The organism is Methylovorus sp. MM2, assembly GCF_001648895.1.
GTDB lineage: Bacteria > Pseudomonadota > Gammaproteobacteria > Burkholderiales > Methylophilaceae > MM1.
Map to the genome: position 1 here is coordinate 160569 of NZ_LXUF01000001.1, position 23525 is coordinate 184093.

General features: G+C 49.0%; 11 protein-coding genes. 3 read left to right on the forward strand and 8 right to left on the reverse strand.

The genetic code is table 11. From position 1 onward, the window contains the following. Nucleotides 1-5 precede the first annotated feature (5 nt). From A7981_RS00760 to A7981_RS00790, 7 genes are all read right to left on the reverse strand, one after another. On the reverse strand, nt 6-1751 hold the full coding sequence (locus tag A7981_RS00760) for a peptidase domain-containing ABC transporter (RefSeq protein ID WP_067262639.1): 1746 nt from the start codon (nt 1749-1751) through the stop codon (nt 6-8). Continuing rightward, nucleotides 1751-10759, reverse strand: coding sequence for a calcium-binding protein (locus A7981_RS11970; RefSeq protein ID WP_067262641.1), 9009 nt, complete (start codon nt 10757-10759; stop codon nt 1751-1753). Before A7981_RS11970 ends, A7981_RS00760 begins: the two co-directional genes overlap by 1 nt. A 106-nt stretch (nt 10760-10865) precedes the next feature. After that, nucleotides 10866-12194: a MotA/TolQ/ExbB proton channel family protein gene (locus A7981_RS00770; RefSeq protein ID WP_067262644.1), complete on the reverse strand. Its 1329-nt coding sequence runs from the start codon at nt 12192-12194 to the stop codon at nt 10866-10868. Between the two features lie 36 nt (nt 12195-12230). Next, nucleotides 12231-13529 (reverse strand): HlyD family type I secretion periplasmic adaptor subunit, encoded by a 1299-nt coding sequence (locus A7981_RS00775; RefSeq protein WP_067262647.1) that lies wholly within the window; start codon nt 13527-13529, stop codon nt 12231-12233. Continuing rightward, entirely contained in the window at nt 13529-14260 is a 732-nt protein-coding gene (locus A7981_RS00780; protein WP_067262650.1) for a hypothetical protein, read from the reverse strand. The genes A7981_RS00775 and A7981_RS00780 overlap by 1 nt, the downstream gene beginning before the upstream one ends. 13 nt (nt 14261-14273) lie before the next feature. Continuing rightward, complete coding sequence (locus A7981_RS00785; protein ID WP_165595527.1) at nt 14274-16325, reverse strand: TolC family protein; 2052 nt, start codon at nt 16323-16325, stop codon at nt 14274-14276. 201 nt (nt 16326-16526) lie between these two features. Then, entirely contained in the window at nt 16527-17270 is a 744-nt protein-coding gene (locus A7981_RS00790) for a dienelactone hydrolase family protein (protein ID WP_067262657.1), read from the reverse strand. Between the two features lie 128 nt (nt 17271-17398). Here A7981_RS00790 and msrB point away from each other — a divergent pair, with 128 nt between their 5' ends. The 3 genes from msrB to A7981_RS00805 are packed head-to-tail and all read left to right on the forward strand — an operon-like array spanning nt 17399 to nt 21407. Continuing rightward, a complete protein-coding gene (msrB, locus tag A7981_RS00795) occupies nt 17399-17791 on the forward strand; it encodes a peptide-methionine (R)-S-oxide reductase MsrB (RefSeq protein ID WP_067262661.1) in 393 nt (130 codons plus the stop codon). Between the two features lie 39 nt (nt 17792-17830). Continuing rightward, complete coding sequence (locus A7981_RS00800) at nt 17831-18187, forward strand: DUF4186 domain-containing protein (RefSeq protein ID WP_067262664.1); 357 nt, start codon at nt 17831-17833, stop codon at nt 18185-18187. A gap of 37 nt (nt 18188-18224) precedes the next feature. Further along, nucleotides 18225-21407 carry a DUF748 domain-containing protein gene (locus A7981_RS00805; protein ID WP_067262667.1) on the forward strand — a complete coding sequence of 1061 codons (3183 nt, stop codon included), beginning with the start codon at nt 18225-18227 and terminating at the stop codon, nt 21405-21407. On the opposite strand, the gene A7981_RS00810 is transcribed toward A7981_RS00805, so the two are convergent. Next, complete coding sequence (locus tag A7981_RS00810) at nt 21404-23488, reverse strand: EAL domain-containing protein (protein ID WP_067262670.1); 2085 nt, start codon at nt 23486-23488, stop codon at nt 21404-21406. The two genes, A7981_RS00805 and A7981_RS00810, sit on opposite strands and share 4 nt — an antisense overlap. Between the last annotated feature and the right edge of the window lie 37 nt (nt 23489-23525).

Consider the following 23525-nt stretch of genomic DNA (forward strand, 5'->3'; position numbering starts at 1 on the left):
TGAAATCAAGCAGTGCGTAAGAGTTTATCTTTTGGGCCATCGGCGACGATCTTACCGTTATCCAGCCCGATGACACGCTGTACGATACTGAGCATGACGGCGCTGTGCGATGTCATGATCAAACTCCCAGTGCCAACGATCTCAAGCAGGCGCTCTGCCAATAGTTTTTCGCCTTCAGGATCAAGCCCCAAGCTTGGTTCGTCCAGCAATAACAAACGGCTGGGTTGTGCGAAGGTGCGGGCAAGGGCGACCTTTTGTCGTTGGCCGCCAGAAAGATTGCTACCCCGATCCGCGATTTTCATAGTCAAGGTCAAGCGTCCTTGGCGTAGTTCTTCATCCAATCCAGAGGCCCAAAGCGCCTTATCAAACTCCGGTGTTCCAGCCCTCACACCAGAAAGTAGCAAGTTGCTTTCAAGCGTGCCTGCAAATAAAACTGGGTCTTGTGGCTTATAAGCTAGCCATTGAGCGCGGTCAGCGGGGGGAATCATGCTAAGCGCATAGCCATCGATTAATATCTCACCATCATCCGGGATAGATAATCCGGCAATCGCTTTAATCAGTGTACTTTTACCAGCCCCCGGATGACCTAATAAGCCGACTTTTTCGCCAGCGGCAATGTTGAGGGTGACATTATCGAGTGATGCTGGTCTATCGGGATAGCGCTTTGTCAGTCGACGGATGGTGATGTCGCCTTTTGCTTGCGGCTTATTCACGGTAAAAGACGCATGTGCCGCAGTATCTGCTGTATCGCTCTCTTGCCCTTTTTTGCCTGCTTCTAACAATGCATCCATTCGTTTTGCGGAACGCGAAAAGTCTTCCCATTTTCCCAGTACTAGATACAGTGAGGTTACTAACATCATCGCACGCGCGGAGAGTAACGAGCATGCGATCAAACCGCCAACGGATAGCATGCGCGCCTCGATCAAGTATGCGCCCGCTGCTAATACGCATACCGTAGTGAAAGTGGACATGGATGCAGATAAAGTATTGCTGTGTCCTGATGCCAGTCGGCGATCGGCCTCAAGCTCGCTGACATGATCTGATTGAGTGCGCCATCCAGTTAATAATCTTGAAACTGAAGGTACTGTCCGCACGACTTCGATCCCTTGCATGATCTCGCCAATGAATGCCATGCGCTCTGTACCTTTGCGTTCAGCTTCACGGCTCAAACGTAAAGTGTGATTTTGCAAAACAAAGCCGATGATGGTGTAAATAATCGTGAGCACAACGACCAGAATCACTAATGGCCATGCAATAAGGCCAATTGCCAATAAATAGAGCAAGTAAAACGGTAAATCTGCGATAGCGAGTAGATAGGTTGAAGAAACGAAGCTAAGAGAGCTGGTGAGGTCCCGATAGTGGGAAAGAAAGGTTGCGACGCCGCCAGTAGGGATATCACGGTCTCCCAGCAGTTTATGCCAGAGACCTTCATCCGTTTTTCGTGACATATTGGCAGCTAATTTCTCAACTGCCCAGTTACGTGTAATCCTCATGCCTGCATCTAGTGATATAAATATCAACATGCCAATCACTAAAGCCCATAAGGTCTCAAATATGCCATTGCTGACTATTTTGTCGTAAATGAGCATTGAGAATAACGGTAATAGCAACTGACCTGAGTTAATCATCAGGCTGCCAATCCCAATCTCAACCCATTGCGTTTTGAGTAGTGGCCACAAGGTAGAAAACCCCTCGCTAAGGTCTCGAGGGGTTAACTTATCTCTTTTTGCTACAGGTGTTACAGAAGCCATTAACTTGCTTGCCAATGCACCGTTGCTAAAGCGGTATTGCTGCTATTGTAGATCGTGTAAGTTTCATTTGCGGCTCCACCTAGGTTAGATACGGAAACCAAGGCATTAGAACTATCTCTGACATATTGGCCTGATGTTAAGTCAATCGAGAACGTATCATTACTTGCTGCGCCCAAAATACTCAAAGCCGGATTTGCTAGAGTACCCGCCGTGCTGTTTGAGATAGACAGAATACTCGCTGAGTCAACGTGGAAGTCAGTCTGTATACCATCATCTTTGATATTGATATTTTCGACTTGCGTTACTATCCCTGTCAGGGTCGAAAGGCTATATACCTGCCCACCGACAAAACCACTCAAAACTAGCGTGTCGTTGTCCGCACCAGCATTCACGCTGGTGAAACGTTCATTGAAGTTCGGCCCGCCTGATGCATCTACTGAGCCGTAGATGGTGTCATTGCCCGCACCACCGGTCACGGAATCCTTACCACCCCTAGCATCTATCCAGTCAGCGCCATTTCCGCCATCTAATGTGTCGTTACCGGCATCGCCAATGATGGAGTCATTACCATCTCCGCCTAAAATTGAGTCGGTACCTGCGCCACCGTATATTGTGTCGTTCCCTGTACCCGTACCCCCGGTAGCGCTGTCATCTCCATAGATTATATCGTTGCCAGCGCCTCCATACATTAAGTCGGCACCTTGACCGCCATAGATCAGGTCATTGCCATCACCTGTTCCTGTTATATCTGCACCACCGTATACTGTGTCGTTACCGATGCCGCCATAAAGGGAGTCGGCACCGTTATTACCCGTTAGCGTGTCGTCCCCAGCACCACCACGCAGAATGTTCGCATTGCCATCACCGGTGAGGCCATCATTGTAATAAGTACCTATTAAGTGGTTTATATTAGTCAACGTATCTACACCAGCAGAATTACCGCCAGTGACAGTTGCGGAGCCCGTAGCCAAACTGGCGTTGACCGCTGTAGAAGAGTGAATATATGTGACTGTATTAGTGCCAGTACCACCATTTAAGGCGTCGTTACCGGCCATGCCTTCTAAAGTGTCATTACCAGTACCACCGGTTAGGATATTGGCACCAGCATCACCTATCAAGAAGCTGTTACCCGCAGTAACGAGCAGATTTTCGATGTTGGTTAGCGTATCGCCCACAGCATCACCAGTATAGGCGATGCTGCCAGCTATTGTAGATTCACCGCCGGTGGTGACATCATAGCTGCCAAGGGCTGCCATGATGCCTGTGCCTGTGAGTTGGACGTACACTGCTGAGGTATAGCGTGCCGTATCATTATCAGAGCCGCCTTCTATAGAATCTGCGCCTGCGCCGCCAGTCAGTGTATCGTCACCATCGCCCCCATAGAGAGTATCGGCGATAGTGCCGCTGCCACCTTCTAGCCAGTCATTACCCAAACCACCATAGATGGTATCAATCGCAGAGCCGCCGATGATACTGTCATTACCAGTGCCTGTGCCATCCAGATTATCACCGTAGATGAGATTGCCATTGTTACCACCATAGATAGTATCGTTGCCATCGCCACCATAGATGCTATTGAATCCTGAATCCGTGCCAAGTGTGTCATTCCCGCCGTAAATCAGGTCTGCACCGTCGCCGCCATATAATGTGTCTAGTCCAGTACCACCAATGATCGTATCATTCGCGACACCACCATCGACATAATCATTGCCTGCACCGGCCGTGATGGAGTCCGTTCCATTGCCGCCCAGTACGGAGTCATTGCCATTACCTGCATCAATGGTGTCGTTACCATCACCGCCATCAACGGTGTCATCACCATCGTTAGCGATCAGGATATTGGCGACAGTACTACCTGTAATGCTGTCGTTACCGTTTGCTGTGGTCAGGTTCTCAATATTGAGCGCGCGTCCAGCAACTCCGTTCACGATGCCCGTACCCAAGTCAGCGACTACCGCCGTTGTGCCTACTGTGTAGATCAGCGTATCTGTGCCAGCAGCACCATCAACGATGCCACCGGTCGTTGCTGTAGGTAACACGGCTAAAGTGATGGAATCATTACCGCCAGTGCCAATGATGTTCTCAATGGTCGTAAGCGTCGAAGTTCCACTGCCCGTACCTGTTACGGTAGCTGTACCGGTTCCGCTGGCATTTAAAACGACAGTAAGCGCACCTAATCCAACGAAACTTGCTGTATCAACCCCGTTGCCGCCAGTTAACGTGTCATTGCCGCCAGCGCCAATTAAGGTATCGTCACCATCATTGCCAACCAGTGCATTTGCAGTAGTTGTGCCGGTTAGGCTGTCGTTACCACTCGCGCCAGTGAGGTTTTCTATATTGCTGAGAACGGTCTGGCCATTGACTACGCCTGTTGTAAGGTTAGCTACTACCTGTGTCGTACCAACATTGTAGATAACAGTATCCGTACCATTACCGCCATCAATCACGCCGCCCGTACCTGCTGCGGGTAACACACCCATCGTAAATGCGTCATTGAGGCTTGTGCCAATCAGGTTCTCGATGCTGAATAATGTGTCATTGCCACTGGCGCTTGTTGCAGTCCCGTTACCTGTTGCATCCAGCACAACAGTCACAGCAGCTAAACCAGCGAAATTTGCAGTGTCAATGCCAGCATCACCGTACAAGGTGTCATTACCAACGCCGCCTGTCAGTGTGTCGTTGCCTACAGCACCGATGAGGATGTTGGCATTATCGTCACCTGTGAGGTTATCCGCAAAAGCAGAGCCTTCTAGGCCTTCTACATTGACGTAGGTATCGCCGATAGCTTCATCGGTATTGCTGGCTGGTGTGATCAGAGAGGCTGTGACCCCTGTGGTTGCGTAGCGGTAAGAGGCGATATCGGTGCCTGTGCTACCATCAAGCGCATCTGCACCAGCGCCGCCAATCAGGGTATCGTCACCTGCTTCGCCATACAAGACGTCGTTACCGTCTAACCCTTCCAGAGTGTCGCCACTTGCGCCACCATAGATAGTGTTGGCATTGCTGTCACCAAGCAATCTATCTGCGAGAGCTGTGCCGCGCAGGTTCTGGATGTCTGTATATACATCTCCGGCTGCATGGCCAGTTGCTGTCACTGTCGCACCTGTTACGCTAAGCGCAGCCGCAGCATCTAGTACGGCTACTACACCGGTCGATGCGTGTTCATAGCTGGCCATGTTATTGCCAGCCCCACCATTGAGTGTATCTGCACCATCCATACCTTCAAGCGTGTCATTATCCGCGCCGCCGTTTAAGATATTGGCATTCCCATCACCAATCAGTTGGTCGGCATAATTCGAGCCTTCAAGTATTTCGATACTGTTATAGGTATCTCCACCAGCGTGTCCGGTGGTCGTAACCAAGCCCGTGGTCATGCTGGCCACTACACCTACTGTAGAGTGGATGTAGGTAACAGTATCTGTACCATTGTCGCCGTTAAATACATCAGAGCCGTTAAGGCCTTCCAAGGTGTCGTCGCCATCGCCACCGCTTAAGATATTGGCATTATTGTCACCGTACAATGCGTCATGACCTATCGACCCGCTCAGGTTTTCAATGCTGTTATAGGTATCTCCAACCGCATCCCCTGTCGATGTTATACCCGATACATCGGATAATTCAGCGATGATGCCTGTGCTACCCGCTGTGACGCCTGTGGCATGGGCGTAACTCGCCGTATCACTGCCGATGCCGCCGTTCAGTACGTCCGCACCATCCATGCCCTCTAGAGTATCGTTGCCATCACCACCAGTAATAATGTTGGCGTTACCATCACCGATTAGTCGGTCATCATATACTGAGCCTAGCAGGTTCTGTATATTCGTGTAAACGTCTCCAACTGCATCTCCCGCAGTGGTGATATCTGATAATCCAGTAGTCAGTGTTGCCACAACGGGCGCGCCTGCATGCTCATAGCTTGCCGTGTTGTTGCCGTTGCCACCATCTAACGAGTCAGCACCGCCCAAGCCTTCGAGGGTGTCATTGCTGTCACCACCGCTCAAAATATTGTTGTTGCTATCCCCAACGAGCTGGTCGGCATAATTTGACCCGGTAAGGTTTTCTATGCCTATATAGGTATCCCCTTGTGCGTCACCAGTAGCGGCAACAAGGCCAGTCGTCAATGAAGCTACGATGGCTGATGAGGCATGGATATAAGTGGCGGTATCGTTACCATCGCCACCATTGAGCGTGTCATTGCCAGCTAGACCTTCCAGTGTGTCGTTGCCAGTATTGCCGGAAAGGTAATTTGCGCTGCTATTACCAATTAGGTAGTCGTTGAATGTTGAGCCCTCAAGGGTTTCGATGCTGGTATAAACGTCACCAGCGGCATCTCCCGTAGTCGTCACTACTGGGCCGACAGCAAATGCCGTTGTAGTCATATTGGCTACCACACCGACTCCGCCACCTAAATCAGCAGCGTGGATGTATGTCGCAGTATCGTTACCTGCACCGCCATCTAATGTATCTGCACCGTCCATGCCTTCAAGCGTATCGTTGCCACCACTACCACTTAAATAATTGGCAGTGCCATCTCCAATAAGATTGTCGTTATAGGTGGAGCCTTCCAACGTTTCGATGCTGATGTAGGTATCGCCAGCGGCATCTCCGCTCGTAATAACAGTGGGGCCAGCACTGAAGGTCGACGTCATGCTTGCGATAACAGCGGCGGTTGAGTGTGTATACGTGGCGGTGTCATTACCTGCACCACCGTCAAGCACATCAGCACCACCCATACCTTCTAAAATATCGTTATTTGCATCGCCACTCAGGGTGTTGGCGCTAGCGTTACCAATTAGGTTGTCAGCGAGAGTAGAGCCATACAGATTCTCAATGCTGGTGTAGGTATCCCCGATAGCATCACCAGTGGCCGTTACTAATCCGGTGGTCAATGAAGCTGTCACCGGGCCTGTTGCATGGATGTAGGTGGCCGTGTCGGTTCCGTCGCCGCCATTCAAGGCATCTGCGCCACCAAGGCCTTCCAGTGTGTCGTCCCCAGCACCACCTAATAGCGTATTGGCGGTGGAAGTTCCGATTAGATAGTCTTTAAAAGCTGAGCCTTCTAGTGTTTCGATACTGATGTAAGTATCACCCGCAGCATCTCCTGTTGTGGTGACGCCTGATAGGCCTGTCGTCATACTGGCAACGACGCCGATACCACCACCCAGGTCTACCGCATGGGCGTAGCTTGCGGTGTCATTGCTAGCGGTGGTGCCGCCGTCTAGTGTATCTGCGCCTGCCATACCTTCTAATGTGTCATTGCCTGTGCCCCCGTTGATCGAGTTATCGCCTCCATCGCCGATCAGTTGATCGTTATAGGCTGACCCAAGCAGATTTTGGATGTTGGTATAGGAATCGCCTGCCGCATCACCTGTAGATGAGATCAGGCTCGCAGTCAGCGAAGCGGCAACCCCTGCAGACGCATGGGCGTAACTTGCAGTGTTAGACCCCGTACCGCCGTCTAATGAATCGGCGCCAGCCAGCCCTTCCAATGTATCGTCACCACCTGCCCCGCTGATGCTGTTGGCATTGACATCACCGATCAGAAGGTCGTTTAAATTAGAGCCTTCTAGGTTTTCAATGCTGATATAGGTATCGCCATTAGCATCGCCTGATACCGTGACACCGGAAAGCCCGGTAGTAAGCGTTGCTACAACAGCACCGCTGGCATGTATGTAGCTAGCGGTATCGCTGCCATCGCTGCCGTTGAGCGTGTCGTTGCCAGCCAGCCCTTCCAGTGTATCGTTGCCGTCACCACCGTTGAGCAGATTGGCATTCGCATCACCGATCAGATTATCATCAAGATCAGAGCCCAACAGATTGTCGATATTGATGTATATATCACCTGCGGCATCATTGGTATTGGTGACACCGATACTTGTGCTGAGTGAAGCCACTACGCCAGTAGTAGCATGTGCATAACTGGCTGTGTCGCTGCCTGCGGCTAAGCCACCGTCTAGCGTGTCAGCACCTACCAGCCCTTCTAGCGTGTCATTGCCTGCACCACCGGTGATTGAATTATTGCCAGCGTCTCCGATTAAAAGATCGGCATAACTGGAACCTAAGAGGTTTTCTATGTCGCTGTAGGTATCGCCATTAGCGTCGCCAGCGTTCGTCACACCAGCAAGCACTGTCAAGCTTGCCGTGACGGCTGCATTTGCGTGCTCATAACTTGCGGTATCGATGCCGATGCCGCCGATAATAGAGTCGTTACTACCGCCCATGCCTTCCAGAGTATCGTTACCATCACCACCAGTCAGGACGTTGTTGCTGGAGTCACCGATCAAGGTGTCATTATTGATTGAGCCGGTGAGATTCTGAATGTTGATATAAGTATCGCCTACCGCAGCTGCACCACTGAGTATGATAGAGCCGGAGGTGGTGAGTGAGGCGAGCACGGCAGTACCAGCATGTTCATAACTTGCGGTATTGGTGCCAGCGCCACCATTTAATGTATCAGCACCATTTAAGCCTTCTAATGTGTCGTTACCATCGCCGCCAAGTAATTGATTGGCTGAGTTGTTGCCAATGAGCTGGTCGTCGTAGTTGGAGCCTTCAAGTATCTCGATGTCTGTGTAGGTGTCACCTGCAGCATCGTTTGTAGCTGTCACACCTGTAACGTTAATCAGGCTGGCGATGACCCCTATGCCGTTCCCTGAGACAGTTTCTAATGCAGTGCGATACGATGCCATATCAGCAGTGCCATCACCACCATCGAGGGAGTCTGCGCCTACGCCACCAATGAGCGTATCGTTGCCTGTTCCACCAATAAGCGTATCGTTGCCATCAAGGCCGGTAAGAAAATCATTCCCAATTTCGCCTGATAATGCATTGGCATCATTGTTGCCAGTTAATGTGTCGTTATAAGCAGTACCTTGGAGGTTCTCAATATCAATAAGTGTGTCAGAGCCGTTGCCATTCGTAATCGCGCCAATGCCAGATGATAGGCTAGCGTTTACTGCACTTGAGGCGTGAAGGTAGCTTGCGGTATCAATATCGGCTCCGCCGTCCAATGTATCGTTACCTCCAATACCTTCTAGAGTGTCATTACCACCTAAGCCTTCTAAAGAGGTAGCACTTGCATTCCCAATCAGGTAATCCGCCTGATTTGAGCCGATGATGTTTTGCAGATTGATATAGGTGTCGCCCGTTGCATCGCCAGTATTGACGATAGCAGCACCCAATGCAGTGGTAAGCCCTGTTGTAAACGTGGCTGTTACCCCGGCAGCAGAGTGCTCAAAACTTAAGGTGTTGGTGCCAGTGCCGCCATCTAATGTGTCGGATCCACCCATGCCCTCTAATGTATCATCGCCAACGAGGCCAAATATCTGGTTATTTAATTCATTGCCAATCAACTTATCTGCAAAGGCTGAGCCTTCCAGATTCTCGATACCGGTAAACGAATCGCCTAAAGCATCGCCAGTACCGTCAGTTGGTGTAGTCATCGAAACAGTCAGCCCCGATGCTGAGTTACGATAAGATGCGGTATCTGTGCCAGCGCCACCATTCAGCACATCTGCATCAGCGTCCCCCACCAGTGTGTCATTGCCGTCACCACCCATGAGCGTATCGATACCGCTACCACCATCTAGGCTGTCGTTGCCTTCATTGCCACTCAATGAATCGGTACCACTGCCACCCAGCAGTGTGTCGTTACCTGCATTACCATTGATTGTGTCGTTGCCATCACCGCCGCTGACAGAGTCGCGACCTGCACCAGCGCTGATATTGTCATCACCGATATTTCCATTGATATCGTATCCAACACCTCTTGCTGGCAAGATGAATATCGGTTTTCCGCCTGACGTAACACCTAAATAATCAGCACTTGTAGCAGGGTCAATATAACTAAAAAATAAGGTACTATTGGATGGAAAATTGAATTGGCCGGACTGACCATCCACCTGAGTCAATAATTGAAAACTTGCATTAAATCCAGATGTTACGCTATCTGGTGTCAGATTATATAAAACATTTAAATCAATCGTGTAAGTACCGTCAGACTGTAGAGTAAATGCTGAAGTGTTAACTTCCCATTGGCCGTTGATGAACGAAACAGTATTGCTGGCACCACTTATATCTGTAAGTGAGAATCCTGGAGCTAATGGGCCGCTGCCATCAGCCACGCCAATTGTGACTGTATTTAGTGTGTCATAACCAGCAATAGATAAATGAAGTGTTTTGCTCCATTGTGTCGCACTGGCGAAATCTGTATTAAGGGCGATCGTGCTGCCACTGGTATTGGTAACATTGATTTGTTCACGAGTAGCCTGAGCTTCAGATGTAGAGTCAGAGGCACCTACTGGTAGATCTGTCCGGAATGACGGGTCAACCTTGAATTCGCTAGAAACGAACAACTGAGCCTGAATATCTGGCACACCGATCGTGATGTCTCCAGGTGGTTGAATTTCTGGAATTTTAACGCCTACGCGGTATTGGGTAGGTTGGTCGACTCTGGGAGGAACGATAGAATCAAGGTTTTCAGTGTCATATCGCCCTGAACCACCGCTGCGGCCAATCGATGAAGAAGCGCTCATGGTTGAAGCTTTAGGCAGCGGAGAGGCAGGTGCGCTTGATGGTGCAGACTGATTCAGCGCCAGCATCATGGAGGTGATATCGGCATCACTATCTGATTCGCCTGAGGCGCGCAGCTTGGTATCGATGTTCTCACTGATGATGCGCAGACTGCCGCCATCAGCCGCATCCACATGGCCAACCTGTTTGAATAGGTCAGCAAGACTTTCTGTCTTGTCGTCAGCGAACAAGACCTTCTCAGATGTGCCCGCAATCGCGTCTAAGGCACCATTAGGGATGATGATATACGTGCCGTCAGCAAAACCAAGTACCAGATCAACGTCAGCAACATCAACAGACTTGAGCGCACCGTGGCTCTCTTTTAGGTGAACGATGCCATCAGAATCAGGATTAACGCGTATGACCTTATTGACGACATTGTTCTTTTCGATAGGAACTTGTCGATTTTCGGTCACTGCTTTTTGTGTTATTGCCATGATTCTGTACTCCTTGGTTCAAGCAAACTGGGCTACTGAAAGTTCAGTGGCCCTATGCATTGACGTGCTGCTATGAAAATAGTTTAACCCTACTCAACATTAACGGTTACTTTCTTAATTCCTGAAGCAAACTTTCCATCACAGCGCGTTGCTCTGAAGGGGAGAAGCGCGCCATCATCTCTGTAATCGCTGTGCGTAGCTCAATCGAGTCATCTGTCATTCGCGTCAACATATCACTCATTTTCGATAAGTCATTACCCTGACGTGCAGTAGTCTGAATCAGTTCGGTAAAGTGTTCATTCAACTGCGTCAACATGTCTGCATTGCCGCGCTCCATCAGACCCAAAATGGTACCAAGCTGACGACCCACACGTTGCAATTCACCACGGAACTGCGAAACTGATTCATTATGGTCGGCCATCGCGCGCATCATTTCGTTACGTTGTTTACCAAAATTATCTAGCTCAGCTTGTAGTGCACGGTCTTGCAAGCGTGAAGATTCGCTTAGGCGTTCTTCAATACGGCGTAATACACGTACTTCTTCTGTTGCGATCTCACGGCGGAATTTAGCTTCAGCCGGATCCATCTCGATTAATCGGCCAGCACTACCACCAACGCCATCTGTGCCGCCTTCTCCACCCACTGCACCGGATTGAAGTGCTGTCTTGCTGTAGGCGAAACCTTCTTGTTGCGCTAGCGCATGCTCAATATGCTGAGCAACTTCCGAGCCAAGTAGTGACATGACTTCTTGTGAACAGCGGCGCACGGAAACCATCATGAAACCGAGAATGATAGAACCCATCAAACCGTACATAGAGGCAGAGAAAGCGATACCCATAGAGCGCATCGGTGCCTTCATGCGAGCGACCATATCGCGGAATACGTCGATTGGGTTATCTACACCCACATTCACTGTAGAGAAACTGGAAATCAGAGAGGCAATGTCATCCAACGTGGCCAATAGGCCGATAAACGTACCTAGCAGGCCCATCCCGACCAATAGGCTGGTCAAGAATTGCGGCAGTGCATTACGGTTATTGAGGCGTGAGGCTGCATTATTTAATTCATTCTCTAGCGCAATCTGTTCTTGATGGCTGATATTACGGTTTGTTGAAGCAGCCATCATGCGCATGACATAAGCAGTGTCTACGTCATAATCGATAGCGCGTGCTTGCAAACGTTCTGCATCATCTCCTTCGCGTACTGCTGTCGTAAATTCATCAAGTTTGGCACCTTCTTGCATCAAACGCCGTACGTTGGCGAGGATAAGTAACCCGCCCATGATCGTGATGACGAAGATCGCGTAGTTGATCTGGGGGTGAGGGTTCTCCGCTAGCGTATTGGCAATCTGCTTATGGTAGATTGCCGCACCTATCAGCAGCAGAATGAACGGCAGCGATGTGTATAGATAGTAGATTCTTAAACGCTTCAGCATGGACGCTTACCTTTAACAAATAATCTTTTCATAAATTTAACGTGGGTCCTTAAAGACCCTGTCACTAAAACGCAGCATGGGTGAAATAAGATAGGAAAGCACAGTGCGCTTGCCTACGACAATATCGGCTGTCACCGACATGCCTGGTGAAATCGGCCCTGCACTCTTCCCTAGCTTGATGTCTTTGATACTGCCTGCATCAACTCTCACTCTGTAATAGCGTCCTTCATGTTCATCCATTAATGTGTCAGCACTTACTTCTGTCACATGGCCTGGTAGCGCGCCGTAAGTTGCGTAATCAAAGGCGCCAACGCGTATTCTTGCTGGTAGCCCGCTGCGTAGATTGGCGCGATCATCTGGTCGTGCACGAGTTTCCACGACAATGCGTTGATCTTCAGGTGTGATCTCCATTAAAGGTTCACCCGGCCTTACTACGCCGCCAACGGTCGATACCATGAGCCTATTCACGAAACCGCCTACAGGTGCACGTACGATATTGCGATCCAGCCGATCTTCATTGGTCTTGAATTCCATGCTGGATTTTTGCAGTTCTGCTCTCACCATCGTCATATCCGAAGACGCATCTGAGCGAAAACGTGCCCATAATTCACTGACTTTCGATTCCGTTTCGGCGAGAGCTGCCCTTAATCGTGGCAATGCAGCATCCGCTTCTTTAAGCTGTGACTCCATGCGCTCTAAGCGACTAGCCGTATCCAGCAATTCCATTCTTGACGCAGCCCCATTCTTATTCAGGCCCTCTATCAGGCGGAACTGTTGCCGTGCCAACTCAAGCTCAGTTGCCAAGTTGCGCTGCCGTGTTTCGATTTCAGCAATCTCACCGCGTTTTTGTGCGCTTTGGTCGCGCAGCACGCGTGACTCTTCATTCACACGCGAAAGCCGGGCTTGTAATGCCGCAGACTCCGCTTGGCGAACATCCTGATCGGTAAGATCGGATGGAAAGTCAATCGTGCTTTGTCCGCGTGACTCAGCCAGTAAGCGCGCTTCACGACCGCGCAGCGCATCACGCTTGGTGCGCTCTTGCCCCAAGTCTGAGCGTGCTTTAATGTCTGACAGTTCCATCAATGGTTGGCTAGCCTTAACAATTTCGCCCTCTTGAACCAATATCGTCCGGACAATTCCGCCTTCTAAATGCTGCACGATCTGCGATTTTCCTGCGGGCACTACACGCCCTACGGTTCTTACGATGACATCCACTTTCGCCAGCGATGACCAGATCAACAATATCAGCACGCCTGAAGCGGTGATCAGCACAAACGCACGCTGCGGCGTCATCTCAGTCCGTTGCTGTTGCAGCCATTGCTTAAATCCAGCCATTAGGGTGTACCGGCGGGATTCACCAATACCAGCGAGCTATCAGCCGTGGGTTTACCCTCTTTCACTAACACTTCGATGCGATCTGATGGCATCTTCATTTCTATGAGCAAGTTACGTACCGCCATTGCCCGGTAGAAACCCAAGCGGCGCGCTTCAGTAAAGCCTGTTGGCACCGTTACCTCAAGTTTTGCACCGCCACTGCTGATAATGCTGGCAAGTGGGCCGCGTAATTGCGCCGCTTCTGGTTCAGAAAGTGTCACAGCATCGTCAACAAAATCGACGACTAGACCACCGGTGACTTTCTCAAGTGTCGAGGTTGGTTCCTGCGAGCTTACAGTGGCTTTTACGACTTTATGCGGGCCACTTTTCCCAGGGGATTTGTCTTGTTGCAATGCCGCTAGTTCATCTTTAAGACTTTGTGTCTCTTGTTCTTTGATTTTTAGATTGGCGACTTGTTGCTTGAGGGCTTCAATTTGCTTCTCTAGCTCACTAGGGTCTTGTTGTTGCGCGCTGGTTTTAGTTGTCTCAGTGGTGTCTTTTTGTGTCGTCTCAGTCACTGGGGTGGGCGTTGTTTCATGCCGCTTGCCTAGTTCCATCGCAAAAATAAACACCGCTACTGTCATGATCACCACGACAAATAGCAGGTTCAGCACAAGGTTAGTGACCGCGTCTACATAACCCGGCCAGAAAACATCGGCTCCATCATCTCCGCCGCCGCCATCAACCTTCATGATTTTTCCTCATTTATTGCTTCACCAGTGGCACAGTCGCATTTTCCACTGGCGGTGCCAATGGAGTGATGACCACGGGATCTTCCTCTTTTACTTCAGGTTCTTTTGCTACTGGGGTAGTGGTTTGTGCTGGCGCAGTCGCTTGTACAGCTAAAGGTTCACCTTCGGGAATAGGTACATCCTTTGCGGCTATCGATTCAGCAGCTAATTCTGAGGCGCTCAATGGTTTTGCCTGACCTAATAGCCTGCTGATTTGTGATAGTGAATCTATCTCTTGTGTATGCAGGGTAACTAACCTTACACGGGCTTGGTACTGGCGATCATATACATCCAGTAAATCCAGCAACGATTGGTTACCCGCTAACATCTTTTCAGACATCGAGCTGGCGGCAGATGAAATGGCATTCAATTCCTTATAGCCGGAAACCAATTGCTCACGTGTGGCTTCCAGCGTTGCATACTGAGACACCATCGATTGTGTGATACGTCTTTGCAAATCATCCAGGCGATAACGCACTTCATCAAGACGTGCACGTTTTTCATTGGTCAGGTGGTAATCACTCCCGCCATTCAACAGGTTCCAGTTCATGACGAACATCATGCGTGTGTCATCCTGCGAGCCTACTGGGCCACCCGCATTATTGGTTTCAATTTTAGAAACCTCGATATCGAAACGTGGTGCGAATTTAGTGCGTGCTACGTTTTGGTCGATCTGTGCAGCCTTCATCTCGGCACGTAATGAAGCGACATCGGGGCTATTTGCCATGGCGATCTTGACCGCTTGAGCGACCGTATTGGGGATTGCGCCCATGTCTGAACGATCTGGCAGTTTGATTTCTTTAGGCGCGATATTGGTGAGGCGCAAGAATTCCACGCTGGCTGCAGAGTGCGCAGACTCTTGCTGTGTACGAGTAGAGCGTGCGGAAAGGCTGCGTGCGCGTACGCGTTCACGATCTGAACCACTGGAGGCACCAGCACTGGCGCGTTTATCTACATACTCAAAAAGTTTATCCAGCTGCTTTTCATAACCTACTGACAAGTCGGCGATCAAGCGGCTGGAGGTTAAACCAAGGTAAGCGGTCACTGTTGAGAGCCATGCATCTGCCTGACTGCCGCGACGGCTTTCTTCACGCGAATTTACAACAGCTTTGCGGCGCAACCAGTCGAATGTAGTTGGCAAATCCATAATAGGCTGGCGTAGGGTGATCGATTTGTCTGTACGGACATGGATGGATTTATCCACGGCCTGCCCGGTATCAGGGTCGACCACTGATGATGGGGATGATATCTCGCGGCCACGGCCGTAACGCACAGAAAGATTCGGCAATAGTAAACCGAACGCTTGTCTTGACTGTGAGTTTGCTTGGTTTACGCGTTCATCTGCAATGTGTACATCGCGACTGAATTCAACGGCGCTACTTGTAGCCGATGAAATATCGACGCGATCAACAAAGCTGGCAGGCAGTTCACCATCTTTTTGGCCGTAATCATCCAGATATTCATTATGTACTTCATTGGTGACCGCAACGGGAATCATGCTGATGCCAAATAGTCTGGACAGGCTAAGATCTTTCACGTCATTTGCAGATTCTGTTTGCGGTTGAATTGTCAGATCATTAGGTTGCAGACCAAGTGGTGCAAGTTTTGGTGGTTTAGCCTGCGCTTGTTGCTCATCAGGTAATTTTGTAATTAGTGGCGCTACTGCAGGCGTTGCTGCTGTGTTTGTTGCAGGCGCAGCCGCATTGGTATTAGGCGGAACCTGATCGAAAATAAGCTGCGGTGCAGGCAACTGCTGAATGCTCTGCGCCGTTGCTTGCACCGCAGCGCTAGCCGCATTGGCTGCTGCCGTCGCAGCATTGGCTGCAGCAGTAGCGGCAACAGCTGCGGCATTCGCTGCTTCAACGGCTGCGTGGGCTGCATCTGATGCAGCCTGTAATGAAGCCGGTATTTCCCTTTTTTCGGTAGCCTGCGGCTCGGCTGCTGATACTGTGGACGCCAGTAGCATGGGCCACATACAGTCCAGAATGATGCGTCTTTTTTTCTTTAACACATTAAACTTTCGCAATTTTTAATTATCTGGTTCTAATCAAGTCTGGTTTGATCAAGCTGCTTAATCAATATAGTAACGATCAATGTAAATCGCTAAAACTTTTAAGGTATAGCGATCCTACAGCAAATAATGTGCCATATTTAAATTATTCCATATATATCAGTCTAATAGTTTTGATTTTGAAAGTCAGCTATTAACATGCGATGGTGTTGAGAATTAGGCGGTGTGCAATGTCCTGCCAAACAGGTCAAGCGAGAGTTGGTAACCTATCATGGCTAGCTGCGGGTCGTAGCGCTCGCCTTCATCCCGCATGAATGCGTGCTGGCCATTGAATTCATGCCATGTGAAATTCAGACCTTGTTCCGTGAGTTTTTGATAAACCTCGACCCGCCCGCTGGTGGGGATGTGGTTATCTTGCTTGCCCCAGATCATCAATAATTCGCCAGTAATGTCATTTAATCGACTCATGCTGTGCTGACCCGGTTGGCTTGGCATAGTGTCGAGGTGTAAATCTGTTGCGTAGAAACAGGCTGTCGCTTTTACTTGTGGTTGTAATGCGGCACGGAAGGCCAGATGCCCACCGATACAGAAGCCCATCGCGCCGATCTGGTTACTGCTCCACGGCTGTTTTTTGACGTATTCGATCATCGCTTCGTTATCGGTGTCGTAACTTTCTACTGCTTTTGCTGCCTTATCTGCATTGCCTTTGATGCGGCCTGCATCGTCGTATCCGAGAATAGTGCCGATAGGGTTGAGCTCATGGAAAACCTCTGGTACAAGAACTGCATAACCTTGGCCTGCCATGAATCTCGCAGCGCGTTCGATAGGGCCTGTTTGTTGGAAGATCTCGGAGTAAAATAAGATGACGGGGAAGCGGCCTTCAGCCACTGGGCGATGGATATAAGTACGCATGACGCCAGTAGGTGTAGGCAAATCTGCGATATGGCTTTGAATGATCATTCGGGTCGTTCCAAAAAGATTAAAATATAGAAAAACTATTCAACCAAATTCTATATGAGTTGTTAAATATACATACAGCTTTTTATAGTTTGAGATGTTACATAATCATAAATATATTTGGAGGCGATATGGCGAAAGTGATTAAGACGGATGAGGAGTGGCAGCAGCAGCTCTCGCCGATGCAATATCAAGTGACCCGGCATGCAGCAACAGAACGGCCTGGTACCGGCATTTATAACAAGCATGATGAGCATGGTATCTATACCTGTGTCTGTTGCGGTACGCCGTTATTTGAGTCTGATACCAAGTTTGATGCAGGCTGTGGCTGGCCGAGTTACTTCGAGCCGATTAACCCTGAAAATGTGCGTGAAGAGACTGATAGATCGGTGGGTATGGTACGTACTGAAGTGATCTGTAATGTGTGTGATGCCCATCTTGGACATGTATTCCCTGATGGGCCACCACCTACGGGACTGCGTTACTGTATTAACTCTGCTTCTTTGAGCTTTGACCCGATATAGCCTGACGTGAAATTAACAAATTTGAATTAAGAAGATTTCATGCGGGATATGGAAGAGCTGTTTGCGGCTTTGGGTAGATCAGGTTTTCGTCGAGGGTTTCAGCTCAAGGTTAAAGAAAGCCAATATTTAAGGGACAAGGGTGTGGATGTCGTGCTGGCGCATGCGCGTGATTTTATTCGTCAACGCATTGCACCCGCTATCATCGCTAATGATGGAAAACAGACCCCATTTAGAGGGCATCCTGTGTTTATCGCCCAACATGCCACGGCTTGTTGTTGCCGAGGATGCCTTGAGAAATGGCACAGGATTCCACAGGGAAGGGCATTGGAACCGATAGAAGAACAGTACCTGCTAGAAGTGGTGGAGCGCTGGCTGCGTATGCAACAAAATCAGTAAGATGGCTTTATACTAAAAGTAATAAAAAAGGACTGCCATGCGTAATAAGATCATCAAGATATTAGTCAGCCTGCCATTCATGATAGTGGCGGGTTTATTTGCCGCTTATCTGCTTTTTGGCTACTTTGCTGTGGACCCGTTAGCTAAACGTATCTTGCCTTGGGTGGCCGAGAACAAGCTAGCAAGCAAAGCCACCGTTGAGAAAGTCAGTTTTGATCCCTTTGGCTTGACTGTTACCGTTGATAATCTGCGTCTGACCCAATTGGATGGCGGCGAATTAGCAGGGTTTGATCGTTTATTCGTTAATCTTGAAGTCAGCGGCATATTCAGGTTCGCATGGCGCTTGAAAGATATCCAGCTTACTGCCCCTAAAGCCAAAGTCGAAGTCGCACCAGATGGCAAACTCAACTGGGCGCAGCTGATCGCCAAGTTGAATGAAGATAAAACTGAAGATGATTCAAAAGGCATGCCACGTCTGCTGATTGATCACCTGCTGATCGAGAAGGGTGATATTCGTTATATTGATCGTAGTCGCCCTACGCCATTGAAAGTGGCGCTAGAGCCATTTGGTCTTCAGCTTGATACCTTATCCACTTTGCCAGAAGATTTGGGGGATTACTCTTTCGTTGCCAACTTACCAGAGCAGGGTGGAACGCTGAAATGGAAAGGTGAGGTCGGGCTTAATCCAATTACCTCCAAAGGTACCGTCGAGTTACAAGGGCTTAAGCTTGTCAAATTGTTGCAATTGGCAGAGCAGCCATCTTTACCAGTCAATGTTGAGAATGGAAAGATCAACACAAGCTTCGCTTATGACTTTGCAATGCAGGAAGAAAAGCCCAAGGCCACCCTGAACAATATTGCATTCGAGCTGAATGATTTTTCAGGCTTTCTTGCGGGGGCCAATGAAGCAAAAGATAGCGCAGTAAAAACCAGTGAAGCAAAAAGCACTGAGGCAAAAACTACTGTGGCATTGAAGGCACTGACTGTTAGATTGCCGCAGCTGGATTTTTCAATGCAACCAACGCCGCAGGTTAAATTTAGCGGGTTGGATATTGTGCTAAAGAATGCCTCACTTAAATATGGGGCCAGCCCGTTATTGGTGATACCGAAGGCGGCTGTGAATGATGTGGCGCTGAATCTTGCTGAGCATGATGTGAAAGTGGCTGACCTTGTATTATCTGGTGCCGCTATTCAGGCGGTGCGAGATAAAACCGGCAACACGGAATGGCAGAAGATGTTGGCTTCTCTTCATAACGTCAAACCAGTAAGCGACACACCGCCAGCTACAGTAGATGCAGAAGGGTTAACTGAACCCGCTGAGAAAACAGAGCCTATAGAACCTTGGAAAGTGGCATTGAGCCGATTCGCCATTGAGGGCACTTCGATCCATATTGAAGATCAGGCAGTGCCCACGCCAGTAGCACTCGATATACAGGATGCGATGATCGAAGTTCGCGATGCTTCAATGGATATGAAGCAAGCCTTGCCTGTAAAAGCCGCGTTCAAGATCAAACAGGGTGGGCAGTTTGATGCAGATGGCAATATCTCTCCGTCACCATTAAAAGGTGATTTGAACCTGAAACTTGCTGGTCTATCGCTCAAGCCTTTTGCGCCGTATGTGAATCAGGCAGCCATGCTTAAATTAAATGATGGGGCAGTGAATGCCTCAGGCAAGTTGGCGATTAAATCCGATAAGACTTTATCTGCTTTGTTCAAAGGTGGTTTCAGTGTGAATCAGCTTGCGATCAATGAGGAGTACGGTGGCGCATTATTCTTGGGATGGAAGAGCCTTGCCAGTGAAAGTCTGGAAGTCGGTATTGCACCTAACAGACTGTCCATGAGTGAGTTGCGCATTATTAAGCCGGTGGGCAAGTTCATTATCCATGAAGATAAGACGCTCAATGTAACGCGCATTATGCGCAAACCAGCTGAAGGAAGTGGAACGCCACCGCCTGCCAAAGTCGAAGCCAATAAAGAGGATGTATTCCCTATCACAGTAGATCGCGTACGTATCGATAATGCTAATCTGGATTTTGCTGACCTTTCTTTGACGCCGCAGTTCGGTACGCATATCAATACCCTGTCTGGTGTGATCAATGGCCTTTCAACCAATCCCAAAACCACTGCGCAAGTCGAATTGGATGGCAAGGTCGATGATTATGGATCAGCGCGTATCCGCGGGTCTGTACAACCTTTTCATGCGACAGATTTCACCGATTTAAAAGTCGTATTCCGTAATCTTGATATGAGCCGATTGACGCCTTATTCAGGCAAGTTCGCAGGACGTCGTATCGATTCTGGCAAGCTTTCAGTCGATCTTGAGTACAAGATCAAGCATCGCCAGCTTGCGGGTGAGAATCAGGTAACCATCAACAAACTAAGATTAGGTGAGCGAGTGGAAAGCCCGGACGCGATGAGCTTACCACTTGATCTTGCGATTGCATTACTGGAAGACAGTGACGGCATCATCGACCTTAACCTACCGGTGAGCGGTAATCTGGATGATCCGCAATTCAGCTATGGCAAAATTGTCTGGAAAGCATTGGTGAATGTGCTGACCAAGATCGTCACCTCACCTTTCCGCGCGTTGGGCAACTTGCTTGGCATCGAGTCGGATAAGCTGGCGGTGATCATGTTCGATCCAGGTAGCAGCGACTTGGCACCGCCTGAGCAGGAGAAACTCAAGATGATCGCACAGGCGATGATCAAACGTCCTGCATTGACTTTATCTATCGGACCTGTGTATGACACTGTTGCTGATACCCATGCGATTCAGGAGCTCACGATACGTCGTGATCTGGCCAAACAGATGGGCTTAAAAGTCGAGAACGGGCAACAAGCTGGGCCCATTGATCTGACAAACCGCAAAACCCAAGCAGCGGTTGAAGCTTTGCATAAAGCGCGTATACAGAATGCCCAGTCGAAAAAGATGCTTGATAAACTGAGCGATATTTTTACCAAGCCAAAAGAGCCTCAGCCAACGAGTGAGCAGTTACTGGCGCAATTGATTAGTAGCGTCCCTGTCGCTGAGAGTGATTTAGTCAATCTTGCAAAAGCACGTGCCAATGCGATACAACAAGCACTTATTAATACAGAGGGTTTGCCAGCTACTAGCCTCAGCATCACTGAACCGACTAAGCATACAGGGGCCAAAGATAGCGTGGACGTAAAAATGGAGCTGGGCGCAAAGGCTTTATCTGCGACAACTCCGCCGAATTAGCTGATGGGTTTTCTTTCTTTATCCAATAAAAGTTGTATTTGCTCGAACGGTACGGGTTTACTGAAATAGTAGCCCTGTACCTCGTTGCAGCCATTATCTTTCAGGAACGCTAACTGCTCGGCTGTTTCGACACCCTCTGCGATGACTTGCACCTGTAGACTGTGCGCCAGTGTGATGATCGAGCGTGAGATGATGGCATCATTCGGATCAGTTGCAATATCACGAATGAACGATTTGTCGATCTTCAGGCGGTTGATGGGGAATCGTTTCAGGTAAGCCAGACTTGAATAACCTGTGCCGAAATCATCCAGCGATAGTTGTATCCCGAGGTCATGGATTTTGCAGAGGATATTAATGGCTTCCTCTACATTATGCATGATCATGCTTTCAGTGATTTCCAGCTCAAGGTATTCGGGGCTCATTCCCGTATGCAGTAAGATTTCTTTAACGGTGTTCAGCAGGTCTTTTTGGCCTAATTGCCGAGCTGAGAGATTGATAGCAACCCGAATCGAGCTACCTTCTTTTTGCAGTTGGCAATTATTGCGGCAGGCGGTTTCCAATACCCATTTGCCGATCGGGATGATCAGTCCATTTTCTTCTGCGATTGGAATAAATCTGAGTGGGGAAATCAAACCCAGCTTCGGATGCTCCCAGCGAATAAGCGCTTCCATGCCAATGATCTGCCCAGTTGCGAGGTCGATCTGCGGCTGGTAATGCAATAACAACTCGTTTTTGCTTAACGCATGCCATAAATCTTGCTCAAGTGCCAAGTGACTGCCTAGCTCTGCATTCATCTCTTTTGCGTAGAACTGGAAGTTGTTACGGCCGTTGGCTTTTGCCCGATACATTGCGCTATCAGCATTTGACAGTAATATTTCAGGTGTTTCGCCATCTCTGGGGAAGCTAGCCAGACCGATACTACAGGTGATAGTGAGCTGTTTATCTGAAATCAGGAACGGTTGTAACAGCTCATTGCGAAAACGTTGTACGACCACCTGAGTGTTCTCTTCATGTGATTGGCTATTGAGAAGCACGACGAATTCATCGCCGCCGACTCTTGATACAGTGTCAGTGTCACGCACGCACATTAATAACCTCTGGCCGAGCATCTTAATCAGCTCGTCTCCGGCTGTATGACCAAGGCTATCATTAACCCGCTTAAAGTTATCGATATCGATGAATGCCACAGTAAATACCCATGCATGTCGTCGACCATCATGAAATGCCTGTTTGATCCGCTCTTTTAGCAGATTACGGTTTGCAAGTCCGGTGAGCATGTCATAGTTGGCCTGATGTTCAAGCGCTTCTTCGGCTTTTCTTTGTTCCGTAATATCGACTGCAATGACACCCACATGATTGAATTTGCCTTCATCATCCTCAAGTGGAAAAGTGGTGATCATCCAATAAGCCTCTTTATTGTGATGGGTGATCTGGTGTATTTTTTGTACAGATGTGCCACTTTCCAAAGCTTGCTGGTCCATCTCATCGAATTTGTTGACGACTTCCTGAGGAAACAGTTTTGCAGTATTACACCCGATGATCTCTTCATAAGGGATGTTCAGTTTTTCGGTGGCGCTTCTATTGGCAAATATATATTTCGCGTTAGCATCCTTAATGAAGGCGATGGCGGGTAGATTTTCCATGAAGACCCTGAATAAACGGGTGCTCTTATCCAGGTCTTTCTGTATGCGTTTGTGCGCTGTTTTCTCTTCTACTCTTTCAAGCGCACTCCTAACTGCACTGGGCAGGCGCGAAAGATTGCTTTTGATAATGTAGTCCACAGCACCTTGCTTCAGTGATTCGATCGCCGTTTCTTCGCCGATGGTGCCGGATACAAAAATAAACGGGATATCTGGCTTTTCTTTTCTCGCGATATGCAGTGCAGATAAGCCATCAAAGCTTGGAAGCGAAAAGTCTGAAAGGATAATATCCGGATCAAATTGATCCAGCTGGATTCTAAAATCGGATTCAGTCTCTACCCGCCGCGCCTCACATTTTATTTCTGATCTTTTTAATTCACGTAGCGTGAGCTCCGCATCCGCTGGATTATCTTCAACTAATAGAATTCGCAGTGATTGCATATCTGCACCTCTAAATGTCGTTCTTGTAAATGGTGTG